Source organism: Brevundimonas naejangsanensis, assembly GCF_003627995.1.
GTDB classification, from domain to species: Bacteria; Pseudomonadota; Alphaproteobacteria; order Caulobacterales; family Caulobacteraceae; genus Brevundimonas; species Brevundimonas naejangsanensis_B.
In genome coordinates, this window is record NZ_CP032707.1 from 1,461,412 (window position 1) to 1,480,401 (window position 18,990).

The 18,990-nt window shown below is 69.8% G+C and carries 19 protein-coding genes; 7 read left to right on the forward strand and 12 right to left on the reverse strand.

Features of this window, described 5'->3' with window-relative positions:
- Window positions 1-4: 4 nt before the first annotated feature.
- Window positions 5-838 (reverse strand): TrmB family transcriptional regulator, encoded by an 834-nt coding sequence (locus D8I30_RS06875; RefSeq protein ID WP_121482082.1) that lies wholly within the window; start codon window positions 836-838, stop codon window positions 5-7.
- Window positions 839-962: 124 nt separating this feature from the next.
- Between D8I30_RS06875 and D8I30_RS06880 the strand changes: the two genes are divergently transcribed.
- From D8I30_RS06880 to D8I30_RS06890, 3 genes are read left to right on the forward strand one after another with little or no spacing between them, the layout of a single operon-like run.
- Window positions 963-2,768, forward strand: coding sequence for a retropepsin-like aspartic protease (locus tag D8I30_RS06880; protein ID WP_121482083.1), 1,806 nt, complete (start codon window positions 963-965; stop codon window positions 2,766-2,768).
- A gap of 53 nt (window positions 2,769-2,821) precedes the next feature.
- Window positions 2,822-4,891, forward strand: a complete 2,070-nt coding sequence (locus D8I30_RS06885) for a M13 family metallopeptidase (protein WP_121483429.1) — start codon at window positions 2,822-2,824, stop codon at window positions 4,889-4,891.
- 36 nt (window positions 4,892-4,927) lie between these two features.
- The gene (locus tag D8I30_RS06890; protein WP_121482084.1) at window positions 4,928-6,733 is read left to right on the forward strand and encodes a DUF885 domain-containing protein; all 1,806 of its coding nucleotides are present in this window, start codon (window positions 4,928-4,930) and stop codon (window positions 6,731-6,733) included.
- Between the two features lie 67 nt (window positions 6,734-6,800).
- On the opposite strand, the gene hmpA is transcribed toward D8I30_RS06890, so the two are convergent.
- Together hmpA and D8I30_RS06900 are read right to left on the reverse strand one after the other, a co-directional pair.
- A complete protein-coding gene (gene hmpA, locus D8I30_RS06895; RefSeq protein ID WP_121482085.1) occupies window positions 6,801-8,000 on the reverse strand; it encodes an NO-inducible flavohemoprotein in 1,200 nt (399 codons plus the stop codon).
- 79 nt (window positions 8,001-8,079) lie between these two features.
- Window positions 8,080-8,421 (reverse strand): DUF1971 domain-containing protein, encoded by a 342-nt coding sequence (locus D8I30_RS06900; RefSeq protein ID WP_121482086.1) that lies wholly within the window; start codon window positions 8,419-8,421, stop codon window positions 8,080-8,082.
- A gap of 112 nt (window positions 8,422-8,533) precedes the next feature.
- On the opposite strand from D8I30_RS06900, the gene D8I30_RS06905 reads away from it, so the two are divergent.
- Together D8I30_RS06905 and D8I30_RS06910 are read left to right on the forward strand one after the other, a co-directional pair.
- Window positions 8,534-8,983, forward strand: coding sequence for an RrF2 family transcriptional regulator (locus D8I30_RS06905; RefSeq protein ID WP_121482087.1), 450 nt, complete (start codon window positions 8,534-8,536; stop codon window positions 8,981-8,983).
- Window positions 8,984-9,269: 286 nt separating this feature from the next.
- Complete coding sequence (locus D8I30_RS06910) at window positions 9,270-9,563, forward strand: hypothetical protein (RefSeq protein WP_121482088.1); 294 nt, start codon at window positions 9,270-9,272, stop codon at window positions 9,561-9,563.
- Window positions 9,564-9,898: 335 nt separating this feature from the next.
- Here D8I30_RS06910 and D8I30_RS06915 read toward each other — a convergent pair whose 3' ends face one another.
- On the reverse strand, window positions 9,899-11,734 hold the full coding sequence (locus D8I30_RS06915; protein WP_121482089.1) for a DUF885 domain-containing protein: 1,836 nt from the start codon (window positions 11,732-11,734) through the stop codon (window positions 9,899-9,901).
- 310 nt (window positions 11,735-12,044) lie between these two features.
- Window positions 12,045-13,709 carry a thiamine pyrophosphate-binding protein gene (locus D8I30_RS06920; protein WP_121482090.1) on the reverse strand — a complete coding sequence of 555 codons (1,665 nt, stop codon included), beginning with the start codon at window positions 13,707-13,709 and terminating at the stop codon, window positions 12,045-12,047.
- A gap of 95 nt (window positions 13,710-13,804) precedes the next feature.
- On the opposite strand from D8I30_RS06920, the gene D8I30_RS06925 reads away from it, so the two are divergent.
- Entirely contained in the window at window positions 13,805-13,942 is a 138-nt protein-coding gene (locus D8I30_RS06925) for an entericidin A/B family lipoprotein (protein ID WP_121482091.1), read from the forward strand.
- Between the two features lie 2 nt (window positions 13,943-13,944).
- Here D8I30_RS06925 and truA read toward each other — a convergent pair whose 3' ends face one another.
- The 7 genes from truA to D8I30_RS06960 all read right to left on the reverse strand — a co-directional run bounded on the left by truA (window position 13,945) and on the right by D8I30_RS06960 (window position 18,636).
- Complete coding sequence (gene truA / locus D8I30_RS06930; protein ID WP_121482092.1) at window positions 13,945-14,694, reverse strand: tRNA pseudouridine(38-40) synthase TruA; 750 nt, start codon at window positions 14,692-14,694, stop codon at window positions 13,945-13,947.
- Window positions 14,694-15,665 carry a methionyl-tRNA formyltransferase gene (fmt, locus tag D8I30_RS06935; RefSeq protein ID WP_121482093.1) on the reverse strand — a complete coding sequence of 324 codons (972 nt, stop codon included), beginning with the start codon at window positions 15,663-15,665 and terminating at the stop codon, window positions 14,694-14,696. Before fmt ends, truA begins: the two co-directional genes overlap by 1 nt.
- A 27-nt stretch (window positions 15,666-15,692) precedes the next feature.
- The gene (locus D8I30_RS06940) at window positions 15,693-15,908 is read right to left on the reverse strand and encodes a hypothetical protein (RefSeq protein ID WP_121482094.1); all 216 of its coding nucleotides are present in this window, start codon (window positions 15,906-15,908) and stop codon (window positions 15,693-15,695) included.
- Window positions 15,908-16,480: a peptide deformylase gene (gene def / locus D8I30_RS06945; RefSeq protein WP_121482095.1), complete on the reverse strand. Its 573-nt coding sequence runs from the start codon at window positions 16,478-16,480 to the stop codon at window positions 15,908-15,910. Before def ends, D8I30_RS06940 begins: the two co-directional genes overlap by 1 nt.
- 93 nt (window positions 16,481-16,573) lie before the next feature.
- Window positions 16,574-16,915 carry an acyl-CoA thioesterase gene (locus tag D8I30_RS06950; RefSeq protein WP_430805155.1) on the reverse strand — a complete coding sequence of 114 codons (342 nt, stop codon included), beginning with the start codon at window positions 16,913-16,915 and terminating at the stop codon, window positions 16,574-16,576.
- Between the two features lie 101 nt (window positions 16,916-17,016).
- A complete protein-coding gene (locus tag D8I30_RS06955; RefSeq protein ID WP_240387355.1) occupies window positions 17,017-18,189 on the reverse strand; it encodes a patatin-like phospholipase family protein in 1,173 nt (390 codons plus the stop codon).
- Between the two features lie 123 nt (window positions 18,190-18,312).
- On the reverse strand, window positions 18,313-18,636 hold the full coding sequence (locus D8I30_RS06960; protein WP_121482098.1) for a hypothetical protein: 324 nt from the start codon (window positions 18,634-18,636) through the stop codon (window positions 18,313-18,315).
- Window positions 18,637-18,777: 141 nt separating this feature from the next.
- Here D8I30_RS06960 and D8I30_RS06965 point away from each other — a divergent pair, with 141 nt between their 5' ends.
- Complete coding sequence (locus tag D8I30_RS06965) at window positions 18,778-18,990, forward strand: hypothetical protein (protein WP_121482099.1); 213 nt, start codon at window positions 18,778-18,780, stop codon at window positions 18,988-18,990.

Here is an 18,990-nt window from a genome sequence, read left to right on the forward strand (position 1 = left end):
CCGGTCATGAGTCCGCGCCGTTGCTGTCGGCGGTGAGGCCCAGCAAGCGACGCAGCCCCGGCGGATGAAGGCCGGCGATGGAGAGTTGAGGCGCGAATTTCGGCTCGGTTAGCGGCAGGGCGTGGAGGCGAAGCTCGGCCGCCAAGGCGTAATGTTCGTGGACCGCCAGGTAGATGCTGTCGCTCCATAGGGCGTTACGGACCTCCGACAGGTCGTGAGCGAGAAGGCAAAGGAGATGTTCGGAGGCGTCGCAGGCCAATCGCAATGCGGCTCCCGGCCAGCGCGCCAGGACGCCTTCCGCCGTCCGTGAACGGATGACCTGATATCCGCCGGCGCGGTTGGGATCCTCGTCATAAACTATGCCCATCACCGCTACGCCGCGCGCGGCCGCGCGAGCGAAGGCAGGCGCCAGACGCGCTTCGACTTGCGGGAAGCAATCGAACAGCACCGTCTCGGTCGCCGCGTCGATCATGGCCTCCGCCTGGGTCCAGACCTGGTCCGGCGAGCGAAGCTGATAGTAGCGATCCTGGGGCTCGGGCGACTTGAGCCGGGCCAGGGCGTCGGCGGCCGCGTGGGCCTGGTCGGCGAAACGCCCGCTCAAGGCGCTAATCAACTGATCCGGCGCCACAGCGCGGAACGCTCGGGGCTCGCCGCCGTCGTCAATGACAGCCCCCTTCTGGGCCAGGGTCGACAGGGTCTTGTAGGTGTTGGCCTGCGCCTTTCCGATGCCCTGGGCGATCCGATAGCCGGTCGACGGCCCGGCGCGCAGCAGCTCGCAGTAGGCTAGGGCTTCGGTCTCGGTGAAGCCGAGCGGGATGAGGGCGTCTTCGGGCGACATGGAAAATAACCTAGTTGTGAATGCTGCTAGTAAAAGTGAAATCGACGTAATCCCGCCGCCACAATTTGATCCTTACCGTTTTCTCATTTGACGACTAGTCGTTGCTACTAGTCATTCTGGCGGGATGAAGATCTCCGCCCTCCTCCTGTCTGCCGCGGTCCTGGCGACCGCCGTCCCCGCCCTCGCCGAGACCGCCCCGTCGGCCGAGACCCTGCTGCAGCGCCACGCCGCCTGGCGCGGCGGCAGCGCCTTCGACGGCCTGACGGGCCTCAGCCAGTCGGGGACGGTGACGACCACGGGCCTGCAGGGCGTGGCGCGGCTGTGGCTCGCCGTCGGCCCGGACGGCGTGCGGCGCTCCCGGCAGACGGCCGAACTGGGGCCGGTGCATGAAGAGGCGGGCGTCACCGAGGCCGGGGGTTGGGCCCGCACCATGAGCGGCCAGATCGAGACCCTGTCACGCGAGCAGGCCGAGGAGGAACTGAACGCCGCCGCCCTGATGCTGGGGCGGCTGCCGCGCGGCGCGCGTCCCAGCGTGGGCGCGGCCGAGGTCCTGGACGGGCGGACCTGCCTGCCCGTGGCGGCGGACGCGGGGCGATGGCGCTATGAATTGCTCATCGATGGCGCCGACGGCGCCCTGTGCGGGGTGCGCCTCAGCGCGCCGGGCGAGAGCCGCACCATTCTCTATTCCGACTGGCGCTGGGTCGACGGCGTGCGTCTGCCCTTCCATCAGGCGGTGGACGACGACGACGACAATTCCGACGGCCAGGTCGTGATCGACAGCCTGACGGTGAACCCGTCGCTGGGCGACGCCGTCTTCGCCCGGCCCCAGGCCGTGCAAGTGGTCCGCTTTGATCCCGGCCGCACCGACAGCGGCTGGCTGGATTTCGAACTGTTCTCGCAGCGCCGCCTCTTCATTCCCGTGACCATCCAGGGCCAGACGGTCGAGGCCATGCTCGACAGCGGGGCCGAGGTCACGGTGGTCGACCGCGCCTTCGCCGAGAAGATCGGCCTGGTCGCCCAAGGCGGGGTCACGGCCATCGGCACCGGCGGAACCGAGACCGTATCCATCGCGCGCGGCTTCGACGTCCGCCTGGGCGGGGCGGAGTTGAAGGGCGTGACCGTGGCGGTCATGGACCTGTCGGCGATCGCCCAGGCCCTGGGCCGCCCCGTGCCGGTCCTGCTCGGCAAGGAGATGATGAACCAGGCGATCACTGACATCGACTTCGCCGCGCGTCGGATCCGCCTGGTGGCGCCCGAGGCCTTCGTGCCGCCGCCGGGCACGGTCGAGCTGCCCCTGACGCCGGTCAAGGGCCTGCGCGCCCTGCCCGTGGTCATCGAGGGCGGGCCGACCGTCATGGCCATGTTCGACTTGGGCAACGGCACGCCGGTTGCCCTGTTTCCGGGCTATGCCGCCGAGGCGCGGCTGGCGGAAGGACGGCGGGTCTCGGCCGTTATGGCGGGCGGGGTCGGGGGCGCGGCGCCGGCCGCCCTGTTCAACCTGAACAGCCTCAGCATCGGCGGCCATGTTTTCGAGAGCGTGCCAGCGACCGTGCGCGGCGAAGGCGTCTGGGCGCGCGACGACGCGGCGGCCAACGTCGGCATGCCGATCCTGTCGCGTTTCCGCCTGATGATCGACTTCGGCGGCGACCGGCTGTTCCTGCTGCCGGGGCCGGACATGGCCAGGCCGCTGGCGCGCGACCGCTCGGGCCTGAACACCATTGTGCGCGACGGCAAGCGCGTCGTCCGCTTCGTCGCGCCGGGCTCTCCGGCCGAGGCGGGCGGATGGAAGGCGGGCGACGTCATCGTCGACATCGACGGCGGCGGCATTGATCCCGAGAACCACTGGGGCGAGGCTGCGGCCGGGCGCACCGTGACCCTGACGCTGGAGGGCGGCGAGCGCCGCGCCCTGACCCTGGCCGACTATTTCTGACGCTTCGGCGCCGAACCCGACAGAACCGGACCCACCGGGAGGAAACCGTGAAGATGAAACTGCGCACCGTCCTGGCCGCCGCCTCGGCGCTCAGCCTGCTGGCCGCCTGTTCCAGCCCCGACGCGGGCCGGGTCGAGCATAAGGCTCCCGTCTATGGGACCTTCGGCTTCGACGCCGCGGGCATGGATCGGGCGGTGCGGCCCGGCGACGACTTCTTCGCCTTCGCCAACGGCGGCTGGGTCAAGACGACCGAGATCCCGGCCGACCGCTCGGTGTGGAACACCTTCGGCGTCCTGGCCGAGAAGGCCGACGGCCGGGTGCTGGAGCTGATCACCCAGGCGCGCGCCGGCAAGGACAAGGACGCCGCCAAGGTGGCCGACTTCTACGCCAGCCTGATGGATGCGGCGGCGGCCGAGGCCAAGGGCGTCCAGCCGATCCAGGCCGAGCTGGCGCGCATCGCCGCCCTGAACGACCGCCGCGGCCTGTCGGCCTATCTGGGCGGGGTGATGCGGGCCGACGTCGATCCGCTGAACGCCACCAACTATTACACCGACCGGCCGCTGGGCCTGTGGGTGGCCCAGGACCTGGACGAGCCGGAGCGCTACGCTCCCTATCTGATGCAGGGCGGGCTGGGGATGCCGGATCGCGACTACTACCTGGACCCGGCCCCGCGCTTCGCCGATCTGCGCCGCCAGTATCAGGCCCATGTGGCCGCGACCCTGCGCCTGGCGGGCCTGGACCAGGCCGACGCGCGCGCCGCCCGCGTCATGGCGCTGGAGACCCGCATCGCCCGCAGCCACTGGAGCCAGCTGGACACCGGCGACGTGCAGAAGGCGAACAACACCTGGACCAAGGCCCAGTTCGCCCAGCGCGCGCCGGGTCTGGACTGGGACGCCTTCTTCGCCGCTGCGGGCCTGGCTCAGCTGCAGACGATCAAGGTTTGGCAGACCGACGCCGTGACCGGCCTGTCGGCGCTCGCCGCCTCCGAACCGATGGAGGCCTGGCGCGACTACCTGGCCTTCCACGCTATCGACCGCGCCGCGCCCTGGCTGTCCAAGGCCTTCGTCGACCAGCATTTCGCCTTCCACGGCCAGGCCCTGTCGGGCACGCCGCAGCAGTCGCCGCGCTGGAAGAAGGCGGTGGCGGCCACCAACGGCGCCCTGGGCGACGCCGTCGGCCGCATGTACGTCGCCCGCTATTTCCCGCCCGAGGCCAAGGCCGAGGTCGAGGCCATGGTGACCAACATCAAGGCCGCCTTCGCCCGCCGCATCGAGGGGCTGGAGTGGATGTCGCCCGAGACCAAGTCTGAGGCCCAGGCCAAGCTTAAGGCCATGCGCGTCGGCGTCGGCTATCCTGACAAGTGGCGCGACTATTCCGACCTGACGGTGCGGGCCGACGACGCCTTCGGCAATCTCGAGCGGTCGAGCCTGCTCGAATACCGCCGCCAGCTGGCCAAGCTGGGCCGGCCGGTCGATCGCGGCGAGTGGTTCATGGTCCCGCAGGAGGTGAACGCCCTGTTCGCCCCGTCGCAGAACTCCATCATCTTCCCGGCCGCCATCCTGGAGCCGACCTTCTTCGACCCGAACGCCGACCCGGCGGTCAACTACGGCGCCATCGGCGGGGTGATCGGTCATGAGATCACCCACGGCTTCGACAACCTGGGCTCTCAGTTCGACGCGCGCGGGCGGCTGCGCGACTGGTGGACGGCCTCGGACAAGGCGCGCTTCACCGCCGCCACCGACCTGCTGATCGCCCAGTACGACGCCTACAAGCCCTTCGCCGACGCCCAGGTGAACGGGCGGCTGACCCTGGGCGAGAACATCGCCGACGTGGCGGGGCTGTCGGCGGCCTACGACGCCTGGAAGCTGTCGCTGAAGGGGGCCGAGGCGCCGGTGCTGGACGGCTTCACCGGCGACCAGCGCTTCTTCCTGGGCTGGGCCCAGAACTATCGCAGCCGCTATCGCGACGCGGCCCTGCGCCGCCGTCTGCTGACCGACGTGCACGCGCCCGGCCCCTATCGCGCCGACGCCGCGCGCAACCTGGACGCCTGGTACGCCGCCTTCGACGTCCAGCCTGGCGAGGCGCTGTACCTCGCGCCGGCCAAGCGCGTGCCGGTGTGGTGAGCGGAAGCTGAAACGAGAACGAGGGGAAGGACACTCATGATCGACGCAAGGCGCATGAACCGGCGCGGCGTGCTGGCGGCGGGCTCGGGCCTGGCGCTGGCTGCGGCCGCCGGCCCGGTCTGGGCGGGGGCGAAGGACGCGGACGCGAGGCTGGACGCCCTGCTGGACGCCCAGCTTCAGGCCTGGCTGGACCGGGCTCCCGAACTGGTGACGGGCCTCGGCCTGGATGTCGGCGCGCGCGCGGCCCAGCGCTTCAAGCTGGCCGACCGATCGCAGGCCGCGGCCGTGGAGGGCCGTGACAAGGCGGCGGCCGACCTGGCCGCCGTGCGCGCGGTCGATCCGGCGTCCCTCTCCCCCGAGGCTCGCTTGAGCCGCGACATCGCCCTGTTCCAGCTGGAGTGCACGGCGGCCTATCGGGCCTTCCCCTTCCACAAGTCCGAAGGCTGGCGCGAGAGCCCCTACATCGTCAGCCAGATCGGCGGCGTCTATTCCATGACGCCGGACTTCCTGGACGCCCAGCATCCGGTGAAGACGGCCCAGGACGTCGACGCCGCCCTGTCGCGCATGGCCGCCTTCGCTGTGGCCCTGGACCAGGACACCGACCGGGCCGAGGCCAACGCCGCCGCCGGCATCGTGCCGCCCGACTTCCTGCTGGACGGCGCCCTGGCCCAGCTGAAGGCCCTGCGCGACGGCCAGGCGCGGGACAAGGCCATGATCCGCTCTCTGACGCGCCGCGCGCGCGACCAGGGGCTGGACGATCCCGAGGCGGCGGCCATCGCCCTGTTCGAGGGGCCGATCCGCCGGGCCCTGACGCGCCAGATCGCGGCCCTGGAGCGCCACCGCGCCCGCGCCGTCCACGACGCGGGGATCGGTTCGCGCCTGCCGGACCCGGAGGCCTATTACGCGCTGAACCTGAAGACCTATACGACCACGGCCTATTCGGCGGACGAGATTCACCGCATCGGCCGCGATCAGGTGGCGGAGCTGACCGGCCGCCTCGACGGCCTGCTGAAGGCCCAGGGCTACACCAAGGGCACGGTGGGCGAGCGCATCGCCGCCCTGAACCGCGAGCCGCGCTTCCTGTTCGCCAATACCGACGCCGGACGCGCCGAGCTGCTGGCCTATCTGGAGGCGGAGATGGCCAGGGTCCGGGCGCGGATGCCCGAGGTCTTCGCCACGGTTCCGCGCGGCGGCTTCGAGATCCGCCGCATCCCGGTCGAGATCGAGAGCGGGGCGCCGGGCGGCTACGCCTCGGCGGGCAGCCTGGATGGGACGCGGCCGGGCATCTACTACATCAACCTGAAGGACACGGCGGACTGGCCGCGCTGGAGCCTGAAGACCCTGACCTATCACGAGGCGGCGCCCGGCCACCTGTTCCAGGGCGCCCTGGCGCGCGAGGCGGGGGATTTGCCGCTGTATCGTCGCCTGACCGGCTTCTCGGCCTATTCCGAGGGCTGGGGCCTGTACGCCGAACGTCTGGCCGACGAGATGGGCTTCTACGACGACGATCCCTTCGGCCGCATCGGCTATCTGCAGAGCTTCCTGTTCCGCGCCGCGCGCCTGGTGGTCGACACAGGCCTGCACGCCAAGGGCTGGAGCCGCGAGGAGGCGATCCGCTACATGACCGCCACGGCCGCCGAGCCCGAGAACCGCGCCGCGCGCGAGATCGAACGCTACTGCGCCGCGCCTGGCCAGGCCTGCGCCTACAAGCTGGGCGAGATCGAGATCGCCCGTCTGCGGGCCGAGGCCGAGCGCCGTCCCGGCTTCTCGCTCAAGGCCTTCCACGACCGCGTCGTGATGTCCGGACCCATGCCCATGACGGTGCTGGCGTCGCGGAGTTGACGGCGTCGGCGCCGCCCTTGGGGAGGCCGCCAGGCAGCCCTGACGAGGCTGCCTGGCGCGAGCGGCGTCAGGCCGCGAGGACTTCGTCGGCCGGACCGAAGAACTCGTAGTGGATGCGGTCCTCGGACACGCCCGCGGCCCTCAGGTCGGACACCAGGGCGCGCAGGAAGGGGCGCGGGCCGCACAGGTAGTAGTCGGCCTCCGCGATGGGGGTCTGCTCGGCCAGCCAGGCGCCGGAGATCAGGCCCTGATGATCGCAGTCGGCGTCGTTGGCCGGCGCCTCGTAGAAGATGGTGCTGCGGGCGCGCGGATGGGCGGCCGTGAGGGCGCGCACGTGCGGGCCCATGGCGTGGACCCCGGCGTCATAGGCGCCGTGGACATAGTGCACCTCGGTGTCCGCCTTCTCGGCGACCAGGGTCTCCAGCATCGACACCATGGGCGTCAGGCCGACCCCGCCGGACAGCAGGACGACCGGGCGCTGGGGCGTCTCGGGCAGGAAGAAGTCGCCCGCCGGCGCCCCGACCTTCAGCACCATGCCGACGCGCGCGTTGTCGTGCAGCCAGCCCGAGGCCAGGCCCTTGTCCTCGCGCTTGACCGAGATGCGGTAGGTCTCGTCGTTCGGGGCGCAGGAGATGGAGTAGTTGCGCTTCACCGGCGGGTGGCCGGGGATGTCGAACCAGAAGGTCAGATACTGACCCGGCCGGTGGCGCAGCACGGGCCCGCCGTCCTTCGGCTTCAGCACGAAGGAGGTGATGACCGCGCTTTCGGGCCGCACCTCGACCACCTCGAAGGCGCGCCAGCCGTTCCAGCCGCCCTTGGCCGCGGCCAGGTCCTCATAGATGGCCGCTTCGCGCGTGATCAGGATGTTGGCCAGGAACCAGTAGGCCTCGCCCCAGGCGGTCATGATCTCCTCGGTCGCGGCCTCGCCCAGCACATGGGCGATGGCGCCCAACAGGGCGGCGCCGACGTGGGGATAGTGTTCCGGCAGGATCTGCAGGCCCACGTGCTTCTGGGCGATGCGCTCGACCGCGGCGGCCAGGGCGCCCAGGTTATCGATGTTGTTGGCGTAGGCCAGGATGGCGCCGGTCAGGGCGCGCGGCTGCGAGCCGACGTCGCCATGGTGCGACTGGTTGAACAGGTCTCGGATTTCGGGGTTCTGGAACATCCGCGAATACATCTCGCGGACGATGTCCAGGCCGTGGGCCTCGAGCGCGGGAACGGTGGCTTTGACGAGCGCAATGGTGCGCTCGCTGAGGGCTTGGGCCATCAGAGGTCTCCTTGGGTGTGGCGATGTGAGAAAAAAGGGGGGCGCGTCGCGCCCTAGCCGTGCGCCCTAGCCGTGCGCCCTAGCCGTCTGGCGGCCGGTCGTAGAAGTCGACGCGCATCTTGATCGGGCCCAGGGGCTCGACGAAGTGAATCTGCTGCGGCCCGATGCGGCCCGGCGTCCCGGGGCTGAGGACGACCTCCATGTGCGGGTCGCGATAGGTCAGCCGCAGCCGCCCCTCCAGCACATGGATCAGGCCCCAGGCCCCGGCCTTCAGGCTGTGCTCGGATCGCAGCGCGGCGGGCAGGCTGGCCTCGTCAAAGACGGGGGTGGAGCGATAGGGCGCGGGCGAGGAAGTCGCAGGGGGCGCCACCTCGGAGGGGGCGGCGGGCGGGCGTTCCTGGCTCTGCGACGGGCCGTTCATCGGCTGCGCTCCATTGATGCATTATGGATGCATCTATAGCGCCCGTTTGAACCATGCAAATGGAATGCATATAATTTCGTGCGGCGGGATGACGCGCTGACCGGAGATTTTGATGCGCCTCACGCGCTACACCGACTACGCCATGCGGGTGCTGCTCTATCTGGGGGCGCGCCAGGATCGGCTGTGTTCGATTTCGGAGATCGCTCAGGCCTACGGCATCTCCCAGAACCACCTGATGAAGGTGGTCAGCGATCTGGTGAACGCGGGCTATCTGGACAGCGTGCGCGGCCGTTTCGGCGGGGTGCGGCTGGCGCGGCCGCCGGCCGAGATCAACATCGGCGCCGTGGTCCGCCACACCGAGGACGGCTTCGACCTGGTCGATTGCGGCAGCTGCGTCATCGCCCCGGCCTGCGGCCTGACCGGCGCCCTGCACCAGGCCCTCGCCGCCTTCATGAAGGTGCTGGATGGTTATACTCTGGAGAGCCTGCTCGCCCGGCGCATCGACATGACTGGCCTGTTCGAGCGCGCCACCCCGACGAACCTCTCCGACGAGGGCCGCTGAGCTCGCACACGGGGATGCTGGTTTGAAGTAAAGCGCTAGGCGGGTGGCGGACAGAGAGGAAGGCCGACAAGCCTTCCTGTTCAATAGCCTAGGCGGACTAACCCGCCCCAGGGCGGTCATTGAAATACAAAGAGATTTTGGGCGTTTGGCTAACGTCCACGGCAGGAAATCAGACACGAAAAACCCCGCCAGCGTTGCAGCATGGCGGGGTTCAAAAGGGCTTGGGTCAGCACTCAAAGCCGACGGCACCTTACCGTGCCTTCGTCGCAACGCCGGAGGTCAGCCGGTGAGCCGCCTTCTGGACCTCGAGCACTTCGTCGCTGAAAAGCTGGCCTGGCATCAGCGTATCGCCTGCGACCCAACGGTTTCCCTCTCGGCTAAGGTCGTCGCCGGCTTCATCCTCCACGACCTATACGCGAGCCAAGGCGGCGCGTGGCGCGGCCAGGAGAGGACGGCAGGTCTGGGCGTCAGTGCTCGCCAACTGCGTCGTCTGCTCGAGGAATTCGAAGCGGCCTCGTACCTGCAAGTCGAGGTCCGCAAGGGGCGTGGCCGCACCAACATCTGCGGCAAGCCTTCGTAAATTTGTTGTCGCCTAACCTCTCACTGAGGCACTTCGGCTAGAAACCGGTCCCTATCCGGCTTTAGGCGCGTTTCACACTTCGGTGGCTTCTCAATTCGCTGCAGTTCACCAAGCAGCTTCGCGTACTCGCTAATCAGCGCGTTCTTCAGCCATTGTTCCTGAAGGGTACGCTCAAGCTGAAAAATGGCTGTGTCGAAGCCTTAGTGTAGCCCATAGGCCTGACATCCAAGACAGTGCCCTTATCTGTTTTGGGCTTTAGGTGCGTTTGCTACCCAATGCCGCTCTCGTGCGCTCAATCCCTCTCCCATCGGGAGAGGGACTCGCGTTTGGGCAGATCAGGCCGGCGCCCCGCCGCCCTTGGCGATCCAGGCGTCGACCAGGTCGCCCAGAACGTCCAGCGGCACGGCGCCCGAGCCCAGAACCACGGTGTGGAAGTCCTTGATGTCGAAGCGGTCGCCCAGCGCCGCCTCGGCCTTGGCGCGCAGCTCCTCGATCTTCAGCTCGCCGATCTTGTAGCTGGTCGCCTGACCCGGATTGGTGATGTAGCGCTCGACCTCCTTCTGGATATCGCGCTCCGACAGCAGGGAGTTCTGGCGGAAGTAGTCCATCGCCTGTTCACGGCTCCAGCGCTTGGCGTGCAGGCCGGTGTCGGTCACCAGACGCACCGCGCGCCACAGCTCGGTCGATAGGCGGCCGAAGTCGGAGTAGGGGTCCTGATAGAAGCCCATCTCCTTGCCCAGGCGCTCGGAATACAGGCCCCAGCCTTCGGAATAGGCCCCGTAGCCGCCGAAGCGGCGGAAGCTGGGCAGGTGTTCCATCTCCTGCGCATAGGCGATCTGGAAGTGGTGGCCCGGCGCGCCCTCGTGATAGCTGATGCCCTCGATCTGGGGCTTCAGCACCTGGGTCATGTCCGACAGGTTGACGTAGTAGATGCCGGGGCGCGAGCCGTCGGGCGCGGGCGAGTTGTAGAAGGCGATGGAGGCGGTCGCCTCACGGAACGGCTCGACCGCGCGGACCTCCAGCGCCGCCTTGGGCAGGTTGGAGAACCACTGCGGAGCCACGGCCATGACCTGGGCCACGAAGGCGCGGGCGTCGGTCAGATAGGCTTCCTTCCCCTCCGGCGTATTCGGATACTGGAACTGCGAATCGGTCTTCAGGAAGGCGAAGAACTCCTGCAGCGTGCCGGTGAAGCCGACCTGGGCCTTGATCGTCTCCATGTCGCGCTGGATGCGGGCGACCTCGTCCAGGCCGATCTGGTGGATCTGGTCGGCGGTCAGGTCGGTGGTGGTCGAGAGCTGCAGGCGCGCGTTGTAATAGGCCTCGCCTTGCGGCAGGCGCCACACGCCCGCGTCGCTGTCGGCCTGGGCCTGCACCTGGCCGAGCGCCGTCAGCACCGTGTCGAAGCCGCGCTTGTAAGGGCCGGTCAGGGCCGTCCGCGCCGAGGCCAGCAGCCGGTCCTTGGTCGCCTGATCGGCGTCCAGGGCGGCGATCTTCTTCTGGAAGTCGGCCCAGACCGGGTTATCGGAGCCGCCGTCGAACGGGGCGCCGGCGATCACCGCGCGGGTGTTGTCGATCGAGGGCTCGAACACGAAGCGCGGCGAGACCACGCCCTTGCCGGCCCGCGCGGTCAGGGTGTCGGCCACCTGGCCCATGTAGCGCTCGGCGGCGTTCAGGCGGGCGACATAGGCCTCGGCGTCCGCAACGCTTGAGATGCGGTGGTTGTTGATCAGGAAGACCGGCAGGCCCGTGGTCGGGTTGCCGTTGGCGGCGAACTGAAAGCCCCAGTCGCGCCACTGGTTCGACAGGCGCGCTTGCTGCACGCCGTGCTCGAACAGGCGCCAGGACAGGCGGCTCTGCTCGCTCAGCTTGGCCGGGTCGAACTGCGCCTTCATCTGCGCCAGCTGGGCTTCCTGAAGGGCCAGCGAGCGCTCGGCGGCGGCGTCGGAGACGTCGTCCAGCTTGTCATAGTCGGTCTTGCGGCCCAGCGAGGTCATGCGCTGGGGGCTCAGCGCCACGCGCGCCTCGAAGGCCTGCTCGAAGAAGGCGTTGAGCCGCGCGTCCTCGCTTTGGGCCTCAGCGGGCGCAGCGGCGGGCGCCGCTTGCGCCATGACGGCGGGCGCGGCGGCGCAGAGCGCCAGGACGGCGGCGGATGAAATCAGAAGACGACGCATGAGAAAGACCCCCTCGGTACAATAAGGGGCGCACTCTTTCGCGAAGCGTGGCCCGGCGCAAGCCGCTAAGGGGCCACCCTCTCCCAATGGGAGAGGGCTTGAGCGCACGAGAGCGCAGCGATCGTCCTGGCGCGAAAGGGTGAGGGTTCGGGATTGAAGTCGGCGTAGGCCGTCGCGCCACGGCTGACGCCGACTGACGGGACAAGCCCCTCACCCTTTGGCTGCTCCGCGCCGCCCTTCGGATCGCCTGAGCCAATCGCCTCCGGCTCTTGGAGGCTCAATCCCTCTCCCATCGGGAGAGGGGGGCGTCTTACCCGCCCCGCAGCTCCGTGATCGTCCGCCCCGGCGCGATCTGCTCGGCGTCGGTGATCAGGTGGACCAGGGCCGGCCGCCCGCCCTTGGCCGCCTCACGCGCCGCCGCCAGGGCCGCCGGGAAGGCCTCGGTCGTCTCGCAGCGCACGGCGAAGGCGCCGAAGGCCTCGGCGAACTTCACGAAGTCGGGGTTCTTCAGCTCGGTGGCGATGACGCGGGTCGGGTATTCCCGCTCCTGGTGCATCCGGATGGTGCCGAAGGTGCCGTTGTCCACGACGACGACCACGACGCCGAGGCCGTATTGGGCGGCGGTGGCCATCTCATTGGCGCTCATCATGAAGTCGCCGTCGCCGGCGATGCAGATCACTTCGCGCGACGGATCGACCGCCTTGGCCCCCAGCGCCGCCGGATAGCCATAGCCCATGGCGCCCGAGGTCGGGGCCAGCTGGGTGCGGCGGGCCTGATGGCGATGGAAGCGATGCAGCCAGGCGGCGAAATTGCCCGCCCCGTTGGTGATGACGGCGTCCTCGGGCAGGGCGTCGGCCAGATGGGCGATGACCTCGCTCATGTTGACGGCGCTGTTCACCTCGATGGGCGAGGAGAAGCTCAGGAAGTCGGCATGGGCCGCCGCGCCCTGATCGTTCCAGGTCCGGCCCGGCTCGATGGCCGACAGAGCCAGCGCCGCGAGCGAATTGTCCGCCGCCGCCGACAGGGCGGGCGCCCAGACGCGGCCGAGCTCTTCCGGCCCCGGATGGATGTGCACCAGGGTCTGCGCCGTCTTCGTCCGGTCCAGCAGGGTGTAGCCCTGGGTCGGATTCTCCCCCATGCGGGCGCCGATCACCAGCAGCAGGTCGGCCTCCTTGACCCGCGCGACCAGCTTGGGGTTCGGGCCGAGGCCGAGGTCGCCCGCATAGCCGGGTTGATCGTTGCGGATCAGGTCCTTGCGGCGGAACGACAGGGCCACCGGCAGGCCCAGGCGCTCGGCCCAACCGGAAATCGCGTCGGTCGCCTCGTCGCTCCAGCCGGAGCCGCCGAGGATCAGCATGGGACGTTCGGCGCGCGACAGGCGCTCGCGCACCTGTTCGACGAAGGCCGGGGCCAGGGCCGCCTTGGCCGGGGCGACGGGGCGGACCGGGGCGGGGCCGCCGTCGTCGTGCAGGATGTCCTCGGGCAGGGCGACGACGACCGGCCCCATGCGGCCCTGCTGGGCGACGGCGAAGGCGCGCTCGACCACCTCGACGGTGCGCTGCGGGCTTTCGATCTCGGTGGCCCACTTGGCCAGGCCGCCGAAGACCTCGCGGTAGTCGACCTCCTGGAAGGCGCCGCGGCCCCGGTCGGTCAGGGCGATCTGGCCGACGAACAGGATCATCGGCGTCGAATCCTGATGCGCCGTATGCACGCCGATGCTGGCGTGGGTCGCGCCTGGTCCGCGCGTGACCATGCAGACGCCGGGACGGCCGGTCAGCTTACCGTAGGCCTCGGCCATGTTGGCGGCGCCCGCCTCATGGCGGCAGACGATGACCTCGATCTTGTCCCGCACGTCGGCCAGGGCGTCGAGCACGGCGAGATAGCTCTCGCCCGGCACGCAGAAGACCTTGTCGACCCCGTTCATCACCAGGGTTTCAACGAGACGGCGGGCGGCGGTTCCAGAAGCTTGCGTCATAAGATCGCCGTTAGCAGATTGGAGAATGAATTGGCCATGCAACCTTATGGCCCGGCTTCACGTTGAAGCGCCCATTCCAGTCACGGGGATTTCCTATGCGCAAGCTCATCGCCCTCGGCGTCATCGCCGCCGCCCTGGCCACGGCCGCCTGCAACACCATGTCGGGCATCGGCCGCGACCTGTCGGCCGCCGGCCAGGCCGTCACCTCGGGCTCTGAACGCGCCAAGAGCTGAGCCTAGGCCTCGGCCTCATAGGTGACGCCCGTCAGATAGAGGCCGTCTGACGGCGCCACCGGGCCGCAGCGCGCGCGATCCGCAGCCGCCAGGGCGGCGACCAGGTCGGCGGGCGTCCACTTGCCCAGACCCACTTCGACCAGGCTGCCGGCCATGGAGCGCACCTGGCGGTGCAGGAAGCTGCGCGCCTCGAACACCAGATGCACCTCTTCGCCCACGCGGGCGACACGGGCCACGTCCAAGGTCTTCAGCGGGCTGGCCGACTGGCAGGCGGCGTCGCGGAAGGTGGTGAAGTCGTGCAGGCCGATCAGGGCTTGAGCCGCCGCGTGCATGGCCTCGGCGTCCAGCGGCTTCCGGACGTGCCAGACCCGGCCCCGGTCCAGCGCCGGGCGGCCGGGCCGGTTGAGGATGCGATAGAGGTATTTGCGTCCATTGGCGGTGAAGCGGGCGTGCCAGTCGTCGCTGACGGCGGCGCAGTCCAGCACCGCTACCGCCTCCTTCATCAGGTGGGCGTTCAGGGCGTTCATCACCGTGGACGTCGGCCAGGCTTTGTCCAGATCGACGTGGCAGGTCTGGCCCGTGGCGTGGACGCCCGTGTCGGTGCGCCCGGCGGCGGCGATGCGCACGGTCTGGCCGCAGAAGGCGGTGATCGCCGCCTCGATCGCGCCCTGCACCGTCGGCTGTCCGGCCTGGGCCTGAAAGCCGTTGTAGGCCGAGCCGTCGTATTCGACCGTGAAGCGGTAACGAGGCATTATCCTTGGCCGCGATCAGAAGGCTCCGCCTTCTCGACCCGACGCGGCCCGTCCAGAACCACACCTACCGGAACCGCAAAGCCCCGCAGCATCTCCTCGGCGGATTGCGCCGCCTTGCCGGGGCGTTGCACGCGGGTCAGGCGCACCGCGCCGCTTCCGCAGGCGACCGTCAGGGCGTCGTCCAGCACCTGGCCGGGCGCGCCTTGCCCTTCAGCCACAGTCGACATCAGGGCCTTGATCCGCACCGGCTCGCCCTCGCCTTCGACCTCGAACCAGGCGCCTGGGAAGGGCGACAGGCCGCGGATGTGGGCGTCCACCTCGGCGGCGGGGCGGGTCCAGTCGATGCGGGCCTCGGCTGAGGTGATCTTCCGGGCGTAGGTCGGCTCGCCGACCTGCTCGGTCTCGGTGAAGCCGCCGCGCTCGATGGCGGCCAGGGCGCGCGGCCACAGGGCGGCGCCGACATGGGCCATGCGGTCGCCCAGCGAGGCGGCCGTGTCGTCGGCGTGGATGTCCATCAGTTCGGACAGGATGATGGGGCCTTCGTCCAGGCCCTCGCTCATCCGCATGATCTGGGCGCCGGTCTGGCGGTCGCCGGCCATGATGGCGCGCTGGATCGGGGCGGCCCCGCGCCAGCGCGGCAGCAGCGACCCGTGCAGGTTGAAGCAGCCCAGGCGCGGCGCCTCCAGCACCTCGGCTTTCAGGATCTGGCCGTAGGCGACGACGCAGGCGGCGTCGAGATCCAGACTCTTGAAGACGTCGATCGCTTCTGCCGACTTCATGCTGTCGGGCGTGAAGACCGGCAGGCCCATGGCCTCGGCGAAGGCGTGAACCGGCGACGGCGTCAGCTTCTGTCCCCGGCCCTTGGGGCGCGGCGGCTGCGAATAGACGGCGACGATCTCGTGCCCCGAGGCGATCAGCTCGGCCAGGGACGGCACGGCGAAGTCGGGGGTTCCCATGAAGGCTAGGCGCATGGTCCCGCCTTTAGACCGTGGGGCGGCTTACATCCAGCGCGTATAGACGCCGCCGCCCTCGTCCCATTCGCCGCCCGCGTCGAGCGCGTCGTCAAAATCGAGCAGACGGTCCAGCAGCAGGCCCGCCGCCACGCCCAGGGCGCCCACGGCGACGATCGTGGCCAGGCTGGCGACGCCGATCTTCTCGCTGCGGGTCAGGCGACGGCGGCCGCGCGGCGCGTTGGTGCGGGCCTTGCGAACCATCAGGCGGCCATCCGGGCGAGCTTCTTGACCTTGGTCACGGCGCGTTCGCGGCGCAGGCGCGACAGGTGGTCGATGAACAGGACGCCGTTCAGGTGATCCAGTTCGTGCTGGAAGCAGACGGCGTAGAGGCCCTCGATCTCTTCTTCGATCGTCTCGCCCTGATAGTTCAGGTAGCGGACGCGCACGCGCGCCGGGCGTTCGACGGCGTCGAAATATTCCGGCACTGATAGGCAGCCTTCCTCGTAGGAGAACATCTCCTCCGACGACCACAGGATCTCGGGATTGACGAAGAAGCGCGGGTTGCGGCGCGCCAGGGCGTCTTCTTCGGTTTCCGGCTCGTCGGGCTCCCCCTCGACCGGCTTGTCGCCGAGGTCCATGACCACGACGCGCGCCAGCTCGCCGATCTGGGGCGCGGCCAGGCCGATGCCCGGCGCGGCGTACATCGTCTCCAGCATGTCGTCCATGAGGGCGCGCACGGCGTCGGTCACCCCGCCCTCGACGGGCGCGGCGATGGTCTTCAGGACCGCCAGGTCGGCGGCGTTGTCGATGGTCAGGATGCGACGAATGGCCATGGCTCGCAGGTAGGGGGCCAAGCCTCGAACGTCAAGAATTTCCGAGTTCGGCGCTTGGTCTTGGCCGCGCGCCGCCCGCAGGGCCCGCAGGTCTCAGGCCGGCGGCAGTTCGCGCGGCTTGCGGTTCTCGTCGATGGCCACATAGGTGAAGACGCCCTCGGTGACGCGCACCGAGCGGGCCTCGGGCTCGCCGCGCGAACGTTTCCACGCCTCGACATGGACGCGGATCGAGGTGCGGCCGGTGCGGATCACCCGGGCGTAGGTCGAGACCTCGTCGCCGACCGACACCGGCTGGTGGAAGACCATGCCGTCCAGGGCCACGGTGGCGCAGCGGCCGTTGGCGCGTTCGAAGGCGGGGGTGGCGCCGGCCAGGTCCATCTGGGCCAGCAGCCAGCCGCCGAAGATGTCGCCCTCGGGGTTGGTGTCGGCGGGCATGGCGATGACGCGGCCGACGGGCTGGCCTTCGGGAAGTTGGGCGGGGGTCTGTTCGGCGTCGGACACGTGAGCTCTCGAACAAGGCGTGGGGGAGGGCTGGTTCATGCGCCCCGGATCGCGACGACGCAAGGCGGGCTCGCTTCAGGCGCGCGGCCGCAGCCGCTCCAGAAGTCCCCCCAGGCCCTGGGGGCGCTGATCGGCGAGCGCCACAGCCGCCCCGCGGCGGCCTGGGCGCGGGCGGCGTCGAACAGCCGCCGCATGGTCGCGGTGTCGAAGCTCATCATCCCGCCCAGGTCCGGCGCGTCGGGGATGGAGGCCACGTTCATCGGCAGGCCCTGCCCGGCGCAGAAGGCCGTCGCCGTCGCCAGGGCCTGGCGGTAGGAGAAGCGCAGCAGCGTCTCGAAGCTGCGTGTCAGTATGGCGGCCATGTGGGGCGCCGTCGTGCGCGGCGCCTGCTCCAGAACGGTGTTGACCAGGACGTGGACCCGCCCGCCGTGCAGGCGCCGTCCCAACCGCTTCCAGCGCAGCAGGCCGTCGGGCATGATGAACAGGGGCGCCGCCACCCCGCCGTCGACGTGCATCTCCTCGAAGTTCTCGCCGTCGACTTCGCAGGGGAAGCGGCGCGGCGGAAACAGGCCGGGCAGGCTGGCCGAGGCGACCAGCACGTCGCGGAACAGGGCGACGGCCTTGTCGCCGCCGTGCGCCGCGATGGCCCCCATGTCCCAGATGCAGGCCCGCTGGCTGTCCAGGTCGGTGGTCGCCACGAGCAGCCGCCGCCCCGCCGCGTGCTCGCGGGCTACGGCGTCGATCAGGGCCTCGTCCACGAAGGGATCGATCAGGGTCTCCAGCGCCTCGGCGCGGAACAGGCCGCCGGCGAAGGCCGGCGCCAGGCGTCGCAGGCTCAGCAGCCGCGCCGCGTGCCCCCCGGTGTAGGCGTCCGTCAGCCGGTCGTCCCAGGCCGAGCCGAGAAAGGCCAGGGGCGCGATCAGGGCGCCGGTGCTGACCCCGGTGACCAGGGCGAAGTCCGGCCGCTGCCCGGCGTCGGTCAGCCCGACCAGCGCCCCGGCGCCATAGGCCCCGCCTGCCGCGCCCCCGGAGACGGCCAGCATGTCGAACCGTCCCGACGACCAGCCCGAGCGCGGCAGCGACAGTCGATCCGCCGCCGCCTCCAGCGAGGCCTCCGCCTGCTCGACGGTCAGGCGCACGTCGGAAAATCCGGCGATGCGGCGTTCACCCTCGCCCGGCGCGGGCAAGCGACCTCTGATGACGTTCATGGCGCGTCTTGGCTCCCCCATCGACTTCCGCCCCGAACCTACCCTTTCCCGGGCGTCGGCGCGCCCCGTCTCGGAAAGCGCGGGGACGCAATCGTCGTCGGCGGCCAGCGCGCCCGCCGCGGCTCAGGACTTGCCCTGGAAGATGGCCCTGTTGGCGGCGCGCGTCTTGGGGCCCTGGCCGTGCTCGACTTCGGTCCGTCCGGGGCGGTTGGCGTGGTTCGCCCCCTGCTGCACCGCCTCGCCCTCCAGCGGGTCGCCCTCGTCCATGTAGTCGGCCACCTCGCCGGCGGCCGGGGGGGCCAGGGTGCTGTCTCCGACATCGGGCGCCGCATAGGCGCGGGGCTCGGGCTTCAGATCCTCCTCGGTCGGGATGTCGCGCGGCCCCGTCGGATCGGTCGCGGCGTTCTGGGCCGTCGCCTTGGATGACGATGTGTTCTGATGAGGCATGACCTGCTCCTTCTGATCCAGTCCCGAATCGAAAGGCTGGGCGGGCGACGCGTTCCATAAGGCGAAGGTGCGGAGGGGGCGGAACCTCGGCCGGGGGCTTGGCCGTTAAGGACTGGAAACCCTTTCCTTCGAGGTGCGCCCATGAAGCCGAACTTCAAGTTGAGTTCTCTCGAACTCGATCCCGTGGCATGGCGGGCCTGCGCGACCTTCGCCGATGAGGAGATTACGATCACGGCGCGGTTTCCCTTCCGGCCGGAATACGACATGCCGTTCGGCGAGGTCAGGGAACTGGCCGAGCGGCGCGCCCTGGAATTGCTCGATTGCGCGCCTCGGCCGAACGGGCCGCCCGAATAG

Bases quoted from the DNA above. Each gene is read 5' to 3' on its own strand.
- D8I30_RS06875 (WP_121482082.1), bottom strand. From the start codon at position 838: ATGTCGCCCGAAGACGCCCTCATCCCGCTCGGCTTCACCGAGACCGAA.
- D8I30_RS06880 (WP_121482083.1), top strand. From the start codon at position 963: ATGAAGATCTCCGCCCTCCTCCTGTCTGCCGCGGTCCTGGCGACCGCC.
- D8I30_RS06885 (WP_121483429.1), top strand. From the start codon at position 2,822: ATGAAACTGCGCACCGTCCTGGCCGCCGCCTCGGCGCTCAGCCTGCTG.
- D8I30_RS06890 (WP_121482084.1), top strand. From the start codon at position 4,928: ATGATCGACGCAAGGCGCATGAACCGGCGCGGCGTGCTGGCGGCGGGC.
- hmpA (WP_121482085.1), bottom strand. From the start codon at position 8,000: ATGGCCCAAGCCCTCAGCGAGCGCACCATTGCGCTCGTCAAAGCCACC.
- D8I30_RS06900 (WP_121482086.1), bottom strand. From the start codon at position 8,421: ATGAACGGCCCGTCGCAGAGCCAGGAACGCCCGCCCGCCGCCCCCTCC.
- D8I30_RS06905 (WP_121482087.1), top strand. From the start codon at position 8,534: ATGCGCCTCACGCGCTACACCGACTACGCCATGCGGGTGCTGCTCTAT.
- D8I30_RS06915 (WP_121482089.1), bottom strand. From the start codon at position 11,734: ATGCGTCGTCTTCTGATTTCATCCGCCGCCGTCCTGGCGCTCTGCGCC.
- D8I30_RS06920 (WP_121482090.1), bottom strand. From the start codon at position 13,709: ATGACGCAAGCTTCTGGAACCGCCGCCCGCCGTCTCGTTGAAACCCTG.
- D8I30_RS06925 (WP_121482091.1), top strand. From the start codon at position 13,805: ATGCGCAAGCTCATCGCCCTCGGCGTCATCGCCGCCGCCCTGGCCACG.
- truA (WP_121482092.1), bottom strand. From the start codon at position 14,694: ATGCCTCGTTACCGCTTCACGGTCGAATACGACGGCTCGGCCTACAAC.
- fmt (WP_121482093.1), bottom strand. From the start codon at position 15,665: ATGCGCCTAGCCTTCATGGGAACCCCCGACTTCGCCGTGCCGTCCCTG.
- D8I30_RS06940 (WP_121482094.1), bottom strand. From the start codon at position 15,908: ATGGTTCGCAAGGCCCGCACCAACGCGCCGCGCGGCCGCCGTCGCCTG.
- def (WP_121482095.1), bottom strand. From the start codon at position 16,480: ATGGCCATTCGTCGCATCCTGACCATCGACAACGCCGCCGACCTGGCG.
- D8I30_RS06950 (WP_430805155.1), bottom strand. From the start codon at position 16,915: ATGCCCGCCGACACCAACCCCGAGGGCGACATCTTCGGCGGCTGGCTG.
- D8I30_RS06955 (WP_240387355.1), bottom strand. From the start codon at position 18,189: ATGAACGTCATCAGAGGTCGCTTGCCCGCGCCGGGCGAGGGTGAACGC.
- D8I30_RS06960 (WP_121482098.1), bottom strand. From the start codon at position 18,636: ATGCCTCATCAGAACACATCGTCATCCAAGGCGACGGCCCAGAACGCC.
- D8I30_RS06965 (WP_121482099.1), top strand. From the start codon at position 18,778: ATGAAGCCGAACTTCAAGTTGAGTTCTCTCGAACTCGATCCCGTGGCA.